The organism is Calothrix sp. CBUCES-K 9914, from assembly GCF_059640475.1.
The window spans coordinates 24,945-38,311 of sequence record NZ_JBXXZH010000074.1; the positions used below are offsets into that span (position 1 = coordinate 24,945).

The following is a 13,367-nucleotide window of genomic DNA, read 5'->3' on the forward strand; positions in this document are numbered from 1 at the left end:
TCACTCCACACTCTTTTTTATTAATAAGGACATGTTTGCCACAAGTCCTCTGCCTCAAGGCGCCGATTTTATAATTGCTTACGGTTCGTCGATTTCGGCATCATCGTCGTCGTCATCGTAACCTATACCATCGTCGCCACCCAAAAACTCAGATATTTCTTCTTCACCATCATCGCTGTAATCCGGTTCGTGATGATCGCGTGCTATTAGGCGCCCACTAGCTTGTAGCCAGTCCAAAAGCGAGGTTTCTTGCTTTAATGGAATTACAGCGGCGCGTTGGTTACGGGGAGCTTCACGTAATGGAGAATTCAGCATATCGACAAAGACACAAAAGTAAATAACGTAACTGGACAATAAGAGTCTATCACTTGATACAAGAGATTTTAGTTATTCATTCAACTCTTTCCCAAGAAAATCCGTCCAAAAAATAATTATTTAACATCCGTAGGAAATTCAGGAAGAAACATAGATATTTTTGTATGACGGTACACATTGGGTTTTTTTCTTTTTAATAATGACAATTTACTGACATTTTTGAGGTAAAAAGCGATGCTCGTAAAAGCTCAACTTTTAAATGCTATTGCGCCTACAAATCGAGGCTTATTAGCGAACGAACAAGATAAGCAAGCAATTTTAGCATGTGTGGCAAATCTAGAAGATCAGAACCCAACACCGCGTCCGCTTGAAGCAAGCGAAATGCTTGATGGTGATTGGCGACTACTATACACCACAAGTAAAGCTTTGTTAAACCTCGATCTATTACCTTTTTACAAGTTAGGACAAATATATCAATCTATTCGTGTCAGCACCAACAGTGTATACAACATAGCATTGATTTACGGGTTGCCATACTTAGAAGGTATTGTCAGTGTTGCAGCTTCTTTTGAACCTGTATCATCGAAGCGCGTTCAAGTTAAATTCGAGCGTTCGATACTTGGATTAAGTCGTCTAGTAGATTTTCACTCTCCTAGGGAGTTTATCCAGCAAATTGAGAGTGGTAAAAAATTTACCGCTATTGACTTTCCAATCAACAGTACAGACCAGCAAGGATGGCTCGATATCACTTATATAGACAACGATTTACGGATTGGTCGCGGCAACGAAGGCAGCGTGTTTGTTTTGACTAGAACATAGGCACTTATGTATTTTTTTCCTTTGTGACCAAAAAAGTATTCGATAACGAGTGCATTGTCAAGAAGAAAGTTACACCTTTTTGGAAATACTCTTAACCACTGCCAACCAAGTATTCTTTTTAAATAACTTAACAATGCCCCAATGCGTTCCTCGCTAGTTGTAAAGTGTAGACATCAACCCCTGATACATTTAGCAACTCATAACTCAAAGGGAAGAAACCTATGGTTCAACGTGGTTCTAAAGTACGCATTCTTCGTCCCGAGTCCTACTGGTATCAAGATGTAGGAACCGTTGCGTCAATTGATCAAAGCGGTATCAAATACCCTGTTATCGTTCGTTTTGATAAAGTTAACTATGCTGGTATCAACACGAATAATTTTGCTCAAGACGAGTTAGTCGAGACAGAGGCGCCAAAAGCAAAGCCCAAAGCAGCAGCAGGTTAAAGCTTCTCGCTCTCGATGACCCAAATACTGTAAGGTAACGCGCGTTACCTAAATGGGGAGACAAATATGATGCAGAAGAGTTCCCTCGGCTTTTCCCATCTTCTTGTCTCCCCATTAATTTTTTAACCAGATAAAATTTGATACTCACTTACTCTCGATTACAATGCCTGAATTACCAGAAGTTGAGACAGTCCGACGCGGTTTGAACCAATTGACCTTAAATCAAAAAATCATTGGTGGGGATGTACTGTTACATCGCACCGTCGTTTACCCCGATTCAGTGGAAAAATTTATAGAAGGCATAAGTAAAACCAATATTACAACTTGGCGCCGTTATGGAAAGTATCTTTTAGCAGTATTATCTTCACCTTCTTACGAGTCTCCTTCATACTTAGGGGTTCATTTGCGAATGACAGGTCAATTATTATGGCTACATCGCTCAGAAGCATTGCACAAACACACGCGCGTGAGAATATTTTTTGATGAGGAGTGGGAGTTACGCTTCGTAGACCAGCGTACTTTCGGTACTATGTGGTGGGTTCCACCTGACGTTGAAGTTGAAAAGGTAATTACTGGTTTGGCAAAGCTTGCTGCTGACCCTTTTTCACCTGAATTTACCGTGGCGTACTTGGCTGATAAACTGAAAAATTGTCGGCGCACGATAAAAACTGCATTACTCGACCAATCGATAATTGCTGGACTAGGAAATATTTATGCCGATGAAGCATTATTCTTGAGTGGTATTCGTCCAGAAACACTGTGTACTAATTTAAAGCGCGAACAAATTGAGAAATTGTACCCAGCTATTATCCAGGTTCTGACAAAAAGTATCGAAGCTGGCGGTACAACGTTTAGTAACTTTTTAAATGTTTCAGGTGTCAACGGGAACTACGGTGGCGAAGCGTGGGTTTATAACCGTGCCGCACAACCATGTAGAGTATGCGCTACTCCTATCCAACGAACTCGTTTAGCAGGACGTTCAAGCCATTTCTGTGTGCAATGCCAAAAGTAAGCAACTCGTAATAAGCAATGCACGTGCTTGATTTTAAATATCATTAATTTTGGGGTGTTGGATAAACGAACCGCAAAGTACGCAAAGGGCGCAAAGAAAGAATTAAGAAGAAAAAACTCCCCAAATTTAATGAAATGAACTATTAGTTAGTGGTTCGTGTCATTAAATTTGGGGAGTTCAGATTTCTGGTAATTTCTGTAAAGTATTGAATATAATCATCCACAACCAATCAAAACTATTGACATAAACCATTCATGAGATAGGTAACAGATGTTTTATTTAATTAATTAATTTTGTTGGGTTTAGAGTAAGTCACTGATGTGTTAGGAAAGCACTAAAGTGCTACAAGTATCAAAATTAATGATATGGAATAGTAGATTATTTTATGACCGTAAAGACGAGCGCACAAGTTACAATCCTTAATGACCCACTACATTGTGCTTATAGGAACTATCATGGCAGTCAAAAGAGGAGATATGGTTCGCGTTGTTCGCGATAAGCTTGAAAACAGCATTGAAGCACAAGCTAGCGATACTCGTTTCCCTTCCTATCTGTTTGATAGTGAAGGTGAAGTTGTTGATATCAAAGGGGAATATGCTTTTGTTAAGTTCGGAAAAGTTCCTACACCAAATATTTGGCTGCGTCTAGAGCAACTTGAAGGTTTTAAATAGTAATGAGTAATAAGTGGTAAGTGCTGAGTGGTAAGTGCTGAGTGCTGAGTGCTGAGTGCTGAGTGCTGAGTGGTAAGTGCTGAGTGCTGAGTGCTGAGTGGTAAGTGCTGAGTGCTGAGTGCTGAGTAATGAGTGCTAAAACGCCAGTCCAGTAGAAGTAGTTGACATAAAAGTCTGCGGGGTGCGTACCGTTAAAATCGGACATTAAGGCGCCTCGGTATTGATGCGAAGGCTAAATAATTTAATCTAAAATAAGCGTTTTGCCCCTACGCATAAATTTACGCTTCCGTCAATATATATTACTCGATCGGCGCTCTAAGTATCAAATTCTTGCTCCCAACTCCTAACTCTTAATTTCTAACTCAGTACTCAGCACTCATCACTCAGCACTTTAAACTTACCAATTGACTTGCTGTCTTTCTTTAACTACCCTTTTATAAACGTCTTCTGTTTTAAGAGCAAGTTTTACCCAGTTAAAACGACGGTCTAAATCTTCGTAAGCATTATCTATTAACCATTGTCGATAACCTGGATTTTTTAAAACTTCTAAAATACCCCAAGCTAGAGAATCTGGAATATTTGTGTAAGTTACAATACCTGTTTTGGTATGTTGAACGACTTCTGGTAAGCCACCTGTATCGGATACCACAACGGGAACGCGCGAGGCAAAGCTCTCTAATGCAACAATACCAAAGGGTTCATATAAACTAGGAAATACGGCACAGTCAGCGACTGTTTGAAATTTATCTAAGTAATCATCTGACATAAATCCTGTAAAATAGCATTTATGCCAAATACCTAAATCCCAAGCTTGTTTTTTGAGACTATCAGCATTTCCACCACCAATAATTACAAATTTGACGTTCCCCCCCATTTCGGCAAGAACTTTAGGCACCGCATTAAGTAATACAGATACACCCTTCTCATAAGTCATGCGACCAACGTAGTAAACAATTTTCTCTGTATCTTCGGCAAAAAAACGACGAAAATCTTGTGCGTGGAAGTCTTGGTGATGAACTTTTTTCTCCGGACGTATCCCGTTGTAAATTACATCTATTTTATCTGACGGGCAAAAAAGCGCACGTTCAACTTCGCGTCGCATATAGTCGCTGCAAACGATAATTCGCCATGCGTTGAAAGCTAATAGCTCCTCTTTACCGTTAATATAATGCTGAATATCAGTGTGAATACCATTATGGCGCCCACATTCGGTAGCGTGAATAGTTACGATGAGGGGTACTTTAAAAGTGTGCTTGAGTGCAATTGCTGCATCTCCAACCAACCAGTCATGAGCATGGATAAAATCAAACCGCCCCTCTTCTGACATTAGTTTACCACCATACTGACCCATACTTTGGTTCATATTTACTATCCAGTGGAAAAAGTCATTCCCTGGCGCCACAGGTACACGATGAACTTTAATACCCTCAACAATTTCGTACAAAGGAGCATTACCGAACTCAGGAGTCATTAAGTAGACTTCGTGTCCCAGTTTAACCAGTTCTGGGTAAAGTTCGCTGACATGACGCGCAATTCCCCCAACTATACGCGGTGGAAACTCCCAACTCAAAACCAATATTTTCATACGCTTCACCCCTAGCCCTTTAAAAGTTATTATTTTAGAAATTGCTTTGAAAAAGCGAGTTTGACAATAACAATGGCTAAGTTTAGCAATATTTTCATAATTTCTTAATATTTTCTACCTTCCAGAGCGTCATAACCAGAGTCACACCTTATGTCATGAGTCGCTTTCCGAAGCATCTTAAAGATTTGAACTTTGTTTAAAAGTAAAGTTCTAACTTTTAACTAGTGTATTTGTTCTGGTTTAAATATGATAGAGGATGGTGACTTGAAGGAATTTGTTCTTTCGTTATACAAGATGCTCAAAATATGCACATTTTTTCAAACCCTGATTATATATGGATTTTTTGAATGTGCAAGTTAGGAGGTAGGTTGGGTTAGATTGGTAGCTCTACCCAACCTACAAAAATCTAATTTTAGCCGTTTGGAGTATAAAGCATTTAATCATCATCTGTATTAGAACTAGGATTGGAATCGCCGAAATTATCGTTACTCATCCAATTATCTTTGTTGCCTTTGTTATGGCTTAAATTGCCGTTACCGTTATTGTTGCCGTTGTTACTAAAGTTCTCACTGTTATTGCCGTTATTGTTGCCGTTGTTACTGAAGTTATCGTTGAAGCTAAAGTTTAGATAGACATTAAGTTGAATTAGACTCCCTTTGGAGCCTGAGAATAAATACCCTAATACTAAGCCGATAATCAAGAATAGTAAATTTAGATTTTCCATAACAGAAATATAAAAGCTATTTATTGCTAAGGTAGCGTTTGGGTAAAACTAAATTGTTACTGATTATAATTTTTGATGTTTTGAGTTGAATGGGCAAGGATGCCCATTCCACAAGAAATTTTATAAGAGACTCCATAAGAGACTTTACAACAGTAAATGTTTATTTCTTTGGATAGGCGCCTATTGTAAAACAAAATGCAAAAATTTAGGTGCAATGTAACCGCGTCTTCTGTTTAAAGTGAACAAATACTTATGTTGTTAGTAATTTGTAGCAATAATTTTAAGATGGTTTTATTAGGAAAAACCTTGCTACAGTTACGAAACGCAATATAACTACGATATTTAAAACTGAAAGATTAAAAAATTATAAATTAGACTTTTTGGCAGAAAATAATGATATATTGGTTACATAACAGAAGAAGTGTGAAAGTGTAAGGCGAATCTCTATGTGAAGAGGCTACAACTCAAGCTGACTGCATCCCAAGTATATAGATTCTTGAACGGCATAATACACTCGCGTTACGAAACTTAAAAATTCGCTCATAGTCCTTACTCTGTAAGGGTTTAAGGTGAGTACAATAAAGCTTATCCCACACACCATAAATACTCGTAGCTTCACCCGTAAATACTAGTGCCTCTTCCCGAAAAAATTTTTATCAAATCTTTTAAGCATTGATGTATATAAGTTTTGAGATTTGAGTACAAAACTTAATAAATCCAATAACTCTTATCCGAAGGGCATACTCCCCCTCATTAAAGGTGGCTGATATAAAACTTATATCGCCAATCACAAAGAGCGCTGCCAAGCAATCAAACTTAATATATAAATTTGGTTTCTGGGCAGGCGCCCAAAGTGAGTGGAGGGATGAGATAGCACCATGCCCCTGTGGATGGAAGTCGCGGCTGAACGGAACATAACTTTTTCACCCGCATCGAGACGTTGACACACACCAGCGCCCATACAAGGGTTTACAGCCTGCCCAACCGCGTAACCCACCTCTGGGTTTTGCATAAACAGGATAATGTGAGTTTCAGACGCGGCTTCTTTTATTTTGTTTGATCTCCCTGCATTGGCAAGAGACCTATGTACCCGACATTACCTTATATAATGACACTACAATCTACTGGGTTATCGGAACTTAAAACAACCACATCGAATAAGAGCGGTTGTGGATGCACAGGTAACAGCGCCTCTGTTGAAATGGAAGAAAGCATCAAGGAGCGCATTGCTAAACATCCTTGTTATAGTGAGGAAGCGCATCACCACTACGCTCGAATGCACGTTGCTGTGGCGCCTGCCTGCAACATCCAGTGCAACTACTGCAACAGAAAATATGACTGTGCTAACGAAAGCCGTCCTGGTGTAGTTAGCGAACTCCTCACTCCTGAAGAAGCAGCGCACAAAGTATTAGTAGTTGCAAGCAAAATTCCACAAATGACCGTATTGGGAATTGCTGGGCCTGGTGACCCATTAGCAAACCCAGAGAAGACTTTTCGCACCTTTGAGTTGATCGCTGACAAGGCGCCTGATATTAAGCTTTGTTTGTCAACTAATGGTTTGATGCTTCCTGAATATATTGATCGAATCAAACAATTAAATATTGACCACGTTACAATTACCCTCAATACTGTAGACCCTGAAATCGGCGCCCAAATTTATTCTTGGGTTCACTACAAGCGTAAGCGCTACAAAGGTGTCGAAGCTGCTAAAATTCTGTTAGAGAAACAGTTGGAAGGCTTACAAGCACTTAAAGAAGCAGATATTCTCTGCAAAGTTAACTCGGTAATGATTCCAGGTATTAACGATCAACATCTTGTTGAAGTTAATAAGATGATTCGACAAAACGGTGCATTCCTGCATAACATTATGCCTTTGATTTCTGCACCTGAACATGGAACTCACTTTGGGTTAACTGGACAGCGTGGTCCAACTTCGACTGAGTTGAAGACAGTACAGGACAATTGCTCTGGTAACATGAAGATGATGCGCCACTGTCGTCAATGTCGTGCAGATGCGGTAGGCTTGTTAGGAGAAGACCGCAGCCAAGAATTTACTAAGGATAAATTCATGGAAGAGGCGCCTGAATATGACCTTGCAAATCGCCAACAAGTACAAGAAGGTATTGAGAAATTTAGAGCCGAACTTCAAGCTGCTAAAGAACAAATCACTCTCGATAAAGCATTAAATACAGGCGCCGTTAAAGAAAGAACAAAAATTCTTGTCGCAGTTGCTACAAAAGGTGGCGGTTTAGTTAACCAACATTTCGGTCACGCGAAAGAATTCCAGGTTTACGAAGTTGATGGCAGCGAAGTTAAGTATGTAGGTCATCGCAAAGTCGATCACTTCTGTCAAGGTGGATACGGTGAAAAAGCAACTATGGACAATATTATCCAAGCAATTTCTGATTGCAAAGCTGTATTAGTTTCCAAAATTGGCGAATCACCTAAAGAAAAACTACATAACGCTGGTATCAAGGTTGTTGAATCATACGATGTGATTGAGAAGGTTGCTTTAGAATTTCATCAAGAATTTACTCAAGAAAGTTAATAGTGATGAGTTATGAGTTATAAGTTATCGATTTATAAATCCTTAATTTACAACTCCTAACTTCTAGCTCACTGGTAAGGTGCGTGACACCATTAGATAATAGCTTCGTTTAATAATTGTTGCTAGCGTCAAGCACCCTACGTCTTAATCATAAAATTAGGAGGAGCATCTAAAATGTCTTACAAGATTACCTCTAAGTGTATTTCCTGCGACTTGTGTCTCCCTGTCTGTCCTACTGGCGCCATTTCTATTATCGATGGTCAGCGGACAATTGACCCTAATCTTTGCAACGGTTGTGTTGATACTCTTTACACTGTTCCTCAATGTGTAGCGGGATGTCCAACCTGCGATGGTTGTATTAAGCAAACTAATAATTACTGGGAATGTTGGTTTGATACTTATAAAAAGTGCATGGATAAATTGACCAACAAAAACCATGATTATTGGGAAACCTGGTTTGCATCTTATTCGCAGAAATTCTCCGAGCAATTAGAGAAGAAACGTTCTTCACAAGCAGCATAAACAGTTTGTAACGAATAGTTCGTAGCTAATAGTTAATAGTTAATGACGATTTTGTAAAGTTAATCAGCTATTAACTATCAACTACCAACTATTACCAACAGCTATTACCCATTAACTATAAATAATTGAAAGCGATGAAAAAAGATTGTATTTACTTGGATAATAACGCTACCACAAAAGTAGACCCTGAAGTTGTTGAAGCGATGTTGCCTTACTTCACTGATTATTATGGCAACCCTTCAAGTATGCACACCTTTGGTGGGCAAGTTGGAAAAGCTGTTAACAAAGCGCGTGAACAAATGGCAGCTTTGCTGGGCGCCAACGAGTCTGAGATTATTTTTACAAGTGGTGGTACAGAAGGTGACAATGCGGCAATCCGCGCGGCACTCTTAGCTCAACCTGATAAGCGTCATATAGTTACAACTCAGGTAGAACACCCAGCGGTTTTAGCTTTGTGTAAGCAGTTAGAAAACCAAGGTTATACAGTTACTTATTTATCAGTTAATCGTCAGGGACAGTTAGATTTAAACGAACTCGAAGCTTCGTTAACGGGTAATACTGCTCTGGTCTCGATAATGTACGCAAACAACGAAACTGGTGTTATTTTCCCCATCGAGCAAATTGGCTTACGAGTTAAAGAATGTGGCGCCTTGTTCCATGTTGATGCAGTGCAAGCAGTCGGTAAAATACCGCTCGACATGAAAACCAGCACCATTGACATGCTTACAATGTCTGGTCATAAAATTCATGCTCCCAAAGGAGTTGGAGCGCTGTATGTACGACGCGGTACACGCTTCCGTCCCATGTTAATAGGTGGAGGTCAAGAACGCGGGCGCCGTTCAGGAACACCAAATGTACCAGCAATCATCGCATTAGGTAAAGCTGCTGAGTTGGAATTAATGCACCTCGAAGAAGCAACCAAGCGTGAAAGAATATTGCGCGATAAGTTAGAGCAAGCAATTATTTCTCAAATTTCTGACTGCGAAGTAAACGGTGGAGGTTCTGAACGTTTACCCAACACAACTAATATTGGTTTCAAATATATTGAAGGTGAAGCAATTTTATTCGGTTTGAACCAATACGGTATTTGTGCATCCTCTGGTTCAGCTTGTAGTTCCGGTTCACTCGAACCTTCACACGTACTGCGCTCAATGGGTTTACCCTACACAATTTTACACGGCTCAATTCGCTTTAGCTTGTGTCGTTATACTACCGATTCGGAAGTAGACGCAGTTATTGCAGTATTGCCCGGTATTATCGAACGCTTACGCGCGCTGTCTCCATTCACCGACGACAAAGCAGCTTGGTTACAAGAACACGAAAAAACCCTTGCAATTAAGTAGAAAGTGCTGAGTTCTGAGTGCTGAGTATTATATTTTATACTATTAACTCAGTACTCATCACTCAACACTCCTCACTCTTCACTCAGCATTTAGCACTCATCACTCATCACTCTCTTAAAACTATGTGGGAATACACGGATAAAGTACTAGATTTGTTCTATAATCCAAAAAATCAAGGCGTATTACAAGACCAAGGCGAAGCAGGAATTAAAGTTTCAACAGGTGAAGTAGGCAGTATTGCTTGTGGCGACGCCTTAAGATTACACCTTAAAATAGATGTAGAAGACGATAAAATTCTTGATGCTCGATTTCAAACATTTGGTTGTACCAGTGCAATAGCTTCATCAGAAGCATTGGTAGAACTAGTAAAAGGTTTAACCTTAGATAATGCTCTTCAAGTAACTAACAAGCAAATTGCTGATTACTTGGGTGGTTTACCCGAAGCTAAGATGCACTGCTCTGTTATGGGGCAAGAAGCACTCGAAGCAGCTATTTATAATTATCGCGGCATCGAGCGCGATGTTCATGAAGATGATGACGAAGGCGCCTTAATTTGTACTTGCTTCGGTATAACCGAGAACAAGATTCGCCGCGTCATTTTAGAAAATAATTTAACCAGTGCTGAGGATGTAACAAATTATGTCAAAGCTGGTGGCGGATGCGGTTCCTGTCTGGCAAACATCGATGATATAATTCAAGAAGTTAGAGAAAAAGCTTCCACAGCAACAGCAGTAGAAACTACTAATAGTTCAGTAATTCCCGTTATTCAACCTGCACCTCGCACGCTGACTAACGTACAAAAAATAGCACTTATTCAAAAAGTTTTAGACGAAGAAGTTCGCCCCGTTCTCATCGCAGATGGCGGAGATGTTGAACTCTACGATGTAGATGGCGATATCGTTAAAGTATTACTCCAAGGCGCCTGCGGTTCATGTTCTAGCAGCACTGCCACTCTAAAAATAGCTATCGAAGCGCGGTTACGTGAAAGAATTAGTCATAACATTGTAGTTGAATCAGTAGGTTCACCAACAAGAAATTAGTAAGAAATTAACAACAATAATACTCCACGTTCGTAATATCATGTACTATCTAAATTCTCGAAAAGCGGTTGAACGTCCGCCACCGTACCTAAAAGGCAACGTTCATCGTCCGGTTCGCACGCCTACAGATGCGCCCCGTAAACCTCAAAGACCCATCTAATCAACCAATTGCAGGAGATTAACTCATCATGTCAGAAGATAGAATTAGACAGATAGCCTTCTACGGTAAAGGCGGTATCGGTAAGTCTACAACCTCACAAAATACCCTGGCTGCAATGGCTGAAATGGGTCAACGAATTATGATTGTAGGTTGCGATCCTAAAGCTGATTCCACACGCTTAATGTTGCACTCTAAGGCACAAACAACCGTATTGCACTTAGCTGCTGAACGCGGCGCCGTAGAAGACCTCGAACTCGAAGAAGTAATGCTCAAAGGTTTCCGTGACGTTAAGTGCGTGGAGTCTGGTGGTCCTGAGCCAGGTGTAGGTTGTGCAGGTCGTGGTATTATCACCGCTATCAACTTCCTCGAAGAAAACGGCGCCTACCAAGACTTAGATTTCGTATCTTACGACGTATTAGGTGACGTTGTATGCGGTGGTTTCGCGAAAAGCCACTAAATAATATATGATTGGTAAATCGTGTTATTACAGTATTTATGCGCGATTTATCGAGAGCATTGGGCTATTGTCGAGTTTCCACCCAAAGACAGCATACAGAAGGTCACGGGTTGGAGCGTTATATCGACCGATTAAAACAGTATGGGTTGAGTGATGAACAAATCCATTGGGATATAGAATCAGGCGCCAGCGAGAAGCGCAAAGGATATAACCGAGTATTAGAATTGGTACGGTCGCGTCAAGTTGATAAAATTATAGTGCCATGTTTCGATAGATTTACCCGTTCTGCTCTGGGTTGGGAAGTCGCACGTCAAGAATTACAGGAGTTTGGGGTTGAGTTAGTATTCCTTGATGGTGGAAGTTTGGACTTAGAAACTCCAGAGGGGTTATTTACAAGTCGAATATTAGCAGCGATGTCAGCACAGGTTCGAGATAAAAATAGATATAACGCTACTCAAGGACATCGGTATTTTCAAGAGAAAAGGAAGATTTACCAAGCAATATTCGGTTTTGTTAAAGATGGCGATAGTGTTATACCGAATAATAAGCAATATAGAAATACAGATAAAACCCATGCTGCGGTTGCTCGTGAATGCGTCGAAACATTCATTGAGTCAGGAGAATTATCGAAAACTATTAGAAAACTAACAGATAAATATGGGTTAGAGCGTGTCGGCAAGTATAAGTTTGAAGATTTTCCTAGAGATGTGTCGTCATTTCGTCGATGGCTAGAAAACCCTCAATTATGTGGGATGGTTTGCTATTATCCATTCGACTCAGAGAAAAAATTAATATTACAGTCAGACCATGAAGGAATTATATCAGTAGCACAACATCAACAAATAATTCAAATTTTGGCAACCCATCCATGTGGTAGACGTAAATACGTTACAAATCCGTTAGTAGGGTTGTGTAAATGTGCTAAGTGTGGTTCAACAATGGAGAAGCGGTCTACAAAAATTAATGACAAAACTTACGAGCATCTGAAGTGTCCAGGCGCCTATCCAAAACCGCGTCAACCTAAAAAATGCGATGTACGAACTTATTTTAGATTGGAAGGCGCCATAGATGCAGCAATTGAAGCGTTAAAACAAAAAGCAGATAGTATAGCCGATAATATGCCCGTCGAAACCACAGAAGTAGTGCCAGTCGAGATACTAGAGTTACAACAACAAATCTTAAAGCTGAAGCAACTAAATGACCCCGACTTTCACAGCACAATCAAAATTAAAGAACAAAAATTAGAAGCATTAATCAAAACCTCAGAGCTACATATAGTAGCAGATGCCAGCAGAACCCAAGTTTTGCGAGGTATTGCCATGAGCGAGGGGTTTTGGGAAGTAGTCACAAGGGAGGAACTAACAGCTATATTTCACGAACTAGTAGAGGAAGTAGTTTGTACGGTAGTAGGACGAACACAACTATTTAGCGCGCAGCTTAAGATTTAATTCTCAATCTTGTGGAATGGGCATCCTTGCCCGTTCCATATCTGTGATATATAGGGATTCCTAATGCTATAATTCTTTAATTAGGGTGCAATATCTAAGATAAAATAGATGATACAGGGAAAAGCCAGGGTTGTAGGTTTTAATAATGCCACTCGATTAATTTGCTGGCAGTAGTTCAAGAAAAATCCTCGCAAGAAATTATTGAATCAATCGCGTAATACCAATTTAAAGTGAAGCTGCATAGAAAAGGGCTTCTAAAATAAAGTTATAAGAGGATACA

Annotated in this window: 14 protein-coding genes and 1 pseudogene; 10 read left to right on the forward strand and 5 right to left on the reverse strand. The window is 39.9% G+C overall.

Annotation, left to right across the window (positions count from 1 at the left end; genetic code table 11):
- Window positions 1-78: 78 nt before the first annotated feature.
- Window positions 79-315, reverse strand: a complete 237-nt coding sequence (locus AC2JBO_RS18005; protein WP_496955023.1) for a DUF3134 domain-containing protein — start codon at window positions 313-315, stop codon at window positions 79-81.
- Between the two features lie 234 nt (window positions 316-549).
- Here AC2JBO_RS18005 and AC2JBO_RS18010 point away from each other — a divergent pair, with 234 nt between their 5' ends.
- From AC2JBO_RS18010 to AC2JBO_RS18025, 4 genes are all read left to right on the forward strand, one after another.
- Window positions 550-1,134: a PAP/fibrillin family protein gene (locus AC2JBO_RS18010; protein ID WP_496955024.1), complete on the forward strand. Its 585-nt coding sequence runs from the start codon at window positions 550-552 to the stop codon at window positions 1,132-1,134.
- A gap of 221 nt (window positions 1,135-1,355) precedes the next feature.
- The gene (locus tag AC2JBO_RS18015) at window positions 1,356-1,577 is read left to right on the forward strand and encodes a photosystem I reaction center subunit IV (protein ID WP_496955025.1); all 222 of its coding nucleotides are present in this window, start codon (window positions 1,356-1,358) and stop codon (window positions 1,575-1,577) included.
- A gap of 163 nt (window positions 1,578-1,740) precedes the next feature.
- On the forward strand, window positions 1,741-2,589 hold the full coding sequence (locus AC2JBO_RS18020; protein WP_496955026.1) for a DNA-formamidopyrimidine glycosylase: 849 nt from the start codon (window positions 1,741-1,743) through the stop codon (window positions 2,587-2,589).
- A gap of 455 nt (window positions 2,590-3,044) precedes the next feature.
- Window positions 3,045-3,260 (forward strand): NAD(P)H-quinone oxidoreductase subunit O, encoded by a 216-nt coding sequence (locus AC2JBO_RS18025; protein ID WP_496955027.1) that lies wholly within the window; start codon window positions 3,045-3,047, stop codon window positions 3,258-3,260.
- Here the strand turns inward: AC2JBO_RS18025 and AC2JBO_RS18030 are convergent.
- From AC2JBO_RS18030 to AC2JBO_RS18045, 4 genes are all read right to left on the reverse strand, one after another.
- The gene (locus AC2JBO_RS18030) at window positions 3,253-3,465 is read right to left on the reverse strand and encodes a hypothetical protein (RefSeq protein WP_496955028.1); all 213 of its coding nucleotides are present in this window, start codon (window positions 3,463-3,465) and stop codon (window positions 3,253-3,255) included. The genes AC2JBO_RS18025 and AC2JBO_RS18030 overlap by 8 nt on opposite strands.
- Before the next feature lie 192 nt (window positions 3,466-3,657).
- The gene (locus AC2JBO_RS18035) at window positions 3,658-4,845 is read right to left on the reverse strand and encodes a glycosyltransferase family 4 protein (protein WP_496955029.1); all 1,188 of its coding nucleotides are present in this window, start codon (window positions 4,843-4,845) and stop codon (window positions 3,658-3,660) included.
- Between the two features lie 436 nt (window positions 4,846-5,281).
- Entirely contained in the window at window positions 5,282-5,569 is a 288-nt protein-coding gene (locus AC2JBO_RS18040) for a hypothetical protein (RefSeq protein ID WP_496955030.1), read from the reverse strand.
- A 787-nt stretch (window positions 5,570-6,356) separates the two neighbouring features.
- Window positions 6,357-6,581, reverse strand: coding sequence for a hypothetical protein (locus AC2JBO_RS18045; RefSeq protein ID WP_496955031.1), 225 nt, complete (start codon window positions 6,579-6,581; stop codon window positions 6,357-6,359).
- Window positions 6,582-6,677: 96 nt separating this feature from the next.
- On the opposite strand from AC2JBO_RS18045, the gene nifB reads away from it, so the two are divergent.
- The 6 genes and pseudogenes from nifB to xisF all read left to right on the forward strand — a co-directional run bounded on the left by nifB (window position 6,678) and on the right by xisF (window position 13,087).
- Entirely contained in the window at window positions 6,678-8,117 is a 1,440-nt protein-coding gene (nifB, locus tag AC2JBO_RS18050) for a nitrogenase cofactor biosynthesis protein NifB (protein WP_496955035.1), read from the forward strand.
- 174 nt (window positions 8,118-8,291) lie between these two features.
- On the forward strand, window positions 8,292-8,639 hold the full coding sequence (locus AC2JBO_RS18055) for a DUF362 domain-containing protein (RefSeq protein ID WP_496955032.1): 348 nt from the start codon (window positions 8,292-8,294) through the stop codon (window positions 8,637-8,639).
- Between the two features lie 134 nt (window positions 8,640-8,773).
- Window positions 8,774-9,982, forward strand: coding sequence for a cysteine desulfurase NifS (nifS, locus tag AC2JBO_RS18060; protein ID WP_496955033.1), 1,209 nt, complete (start codon window positions 8,774-8,776; stop codon window positions 9,980-9,982).
- 122 nt (window positions 9,983-10,104) lie between these two features.
- A complete protein-coding gene (gene nifU, locus AC2JBO_RS18065) occupies window positions 10,105-11,022 on the forward strand; it encodes a Fe-S cluster assembly protein NifU (RefSeq protein WP_496955036.1) in 918 nt (305 codons plus the stop codon).
- A 188-nt stretch (window positions 11,023-11,210) separates the two neighbouring features.
- Window positions 11,211-11,627, forward strand: a pseudogene (locus AC2JBO_RS18070) (AAA family ATPase); the annotation flags it as partial.
- A 23-nt stretch (window positions 11,628-11,650) separates the two neighbouring features.
- Window positions 11,651-13,087, forward strand: a complete 1,437-nt coding sequence (xisF, locus tag AC2JBO_RS18075; RefSeq protein ID WP_496955034.1) for a fdxN element excision recombinase XisF — start codon at window positions 11,651-11,653, stop codon at window positions 13,085-13,087.
- Window positions 13,088-13,367: the final 280 nt, after the last annotated feature.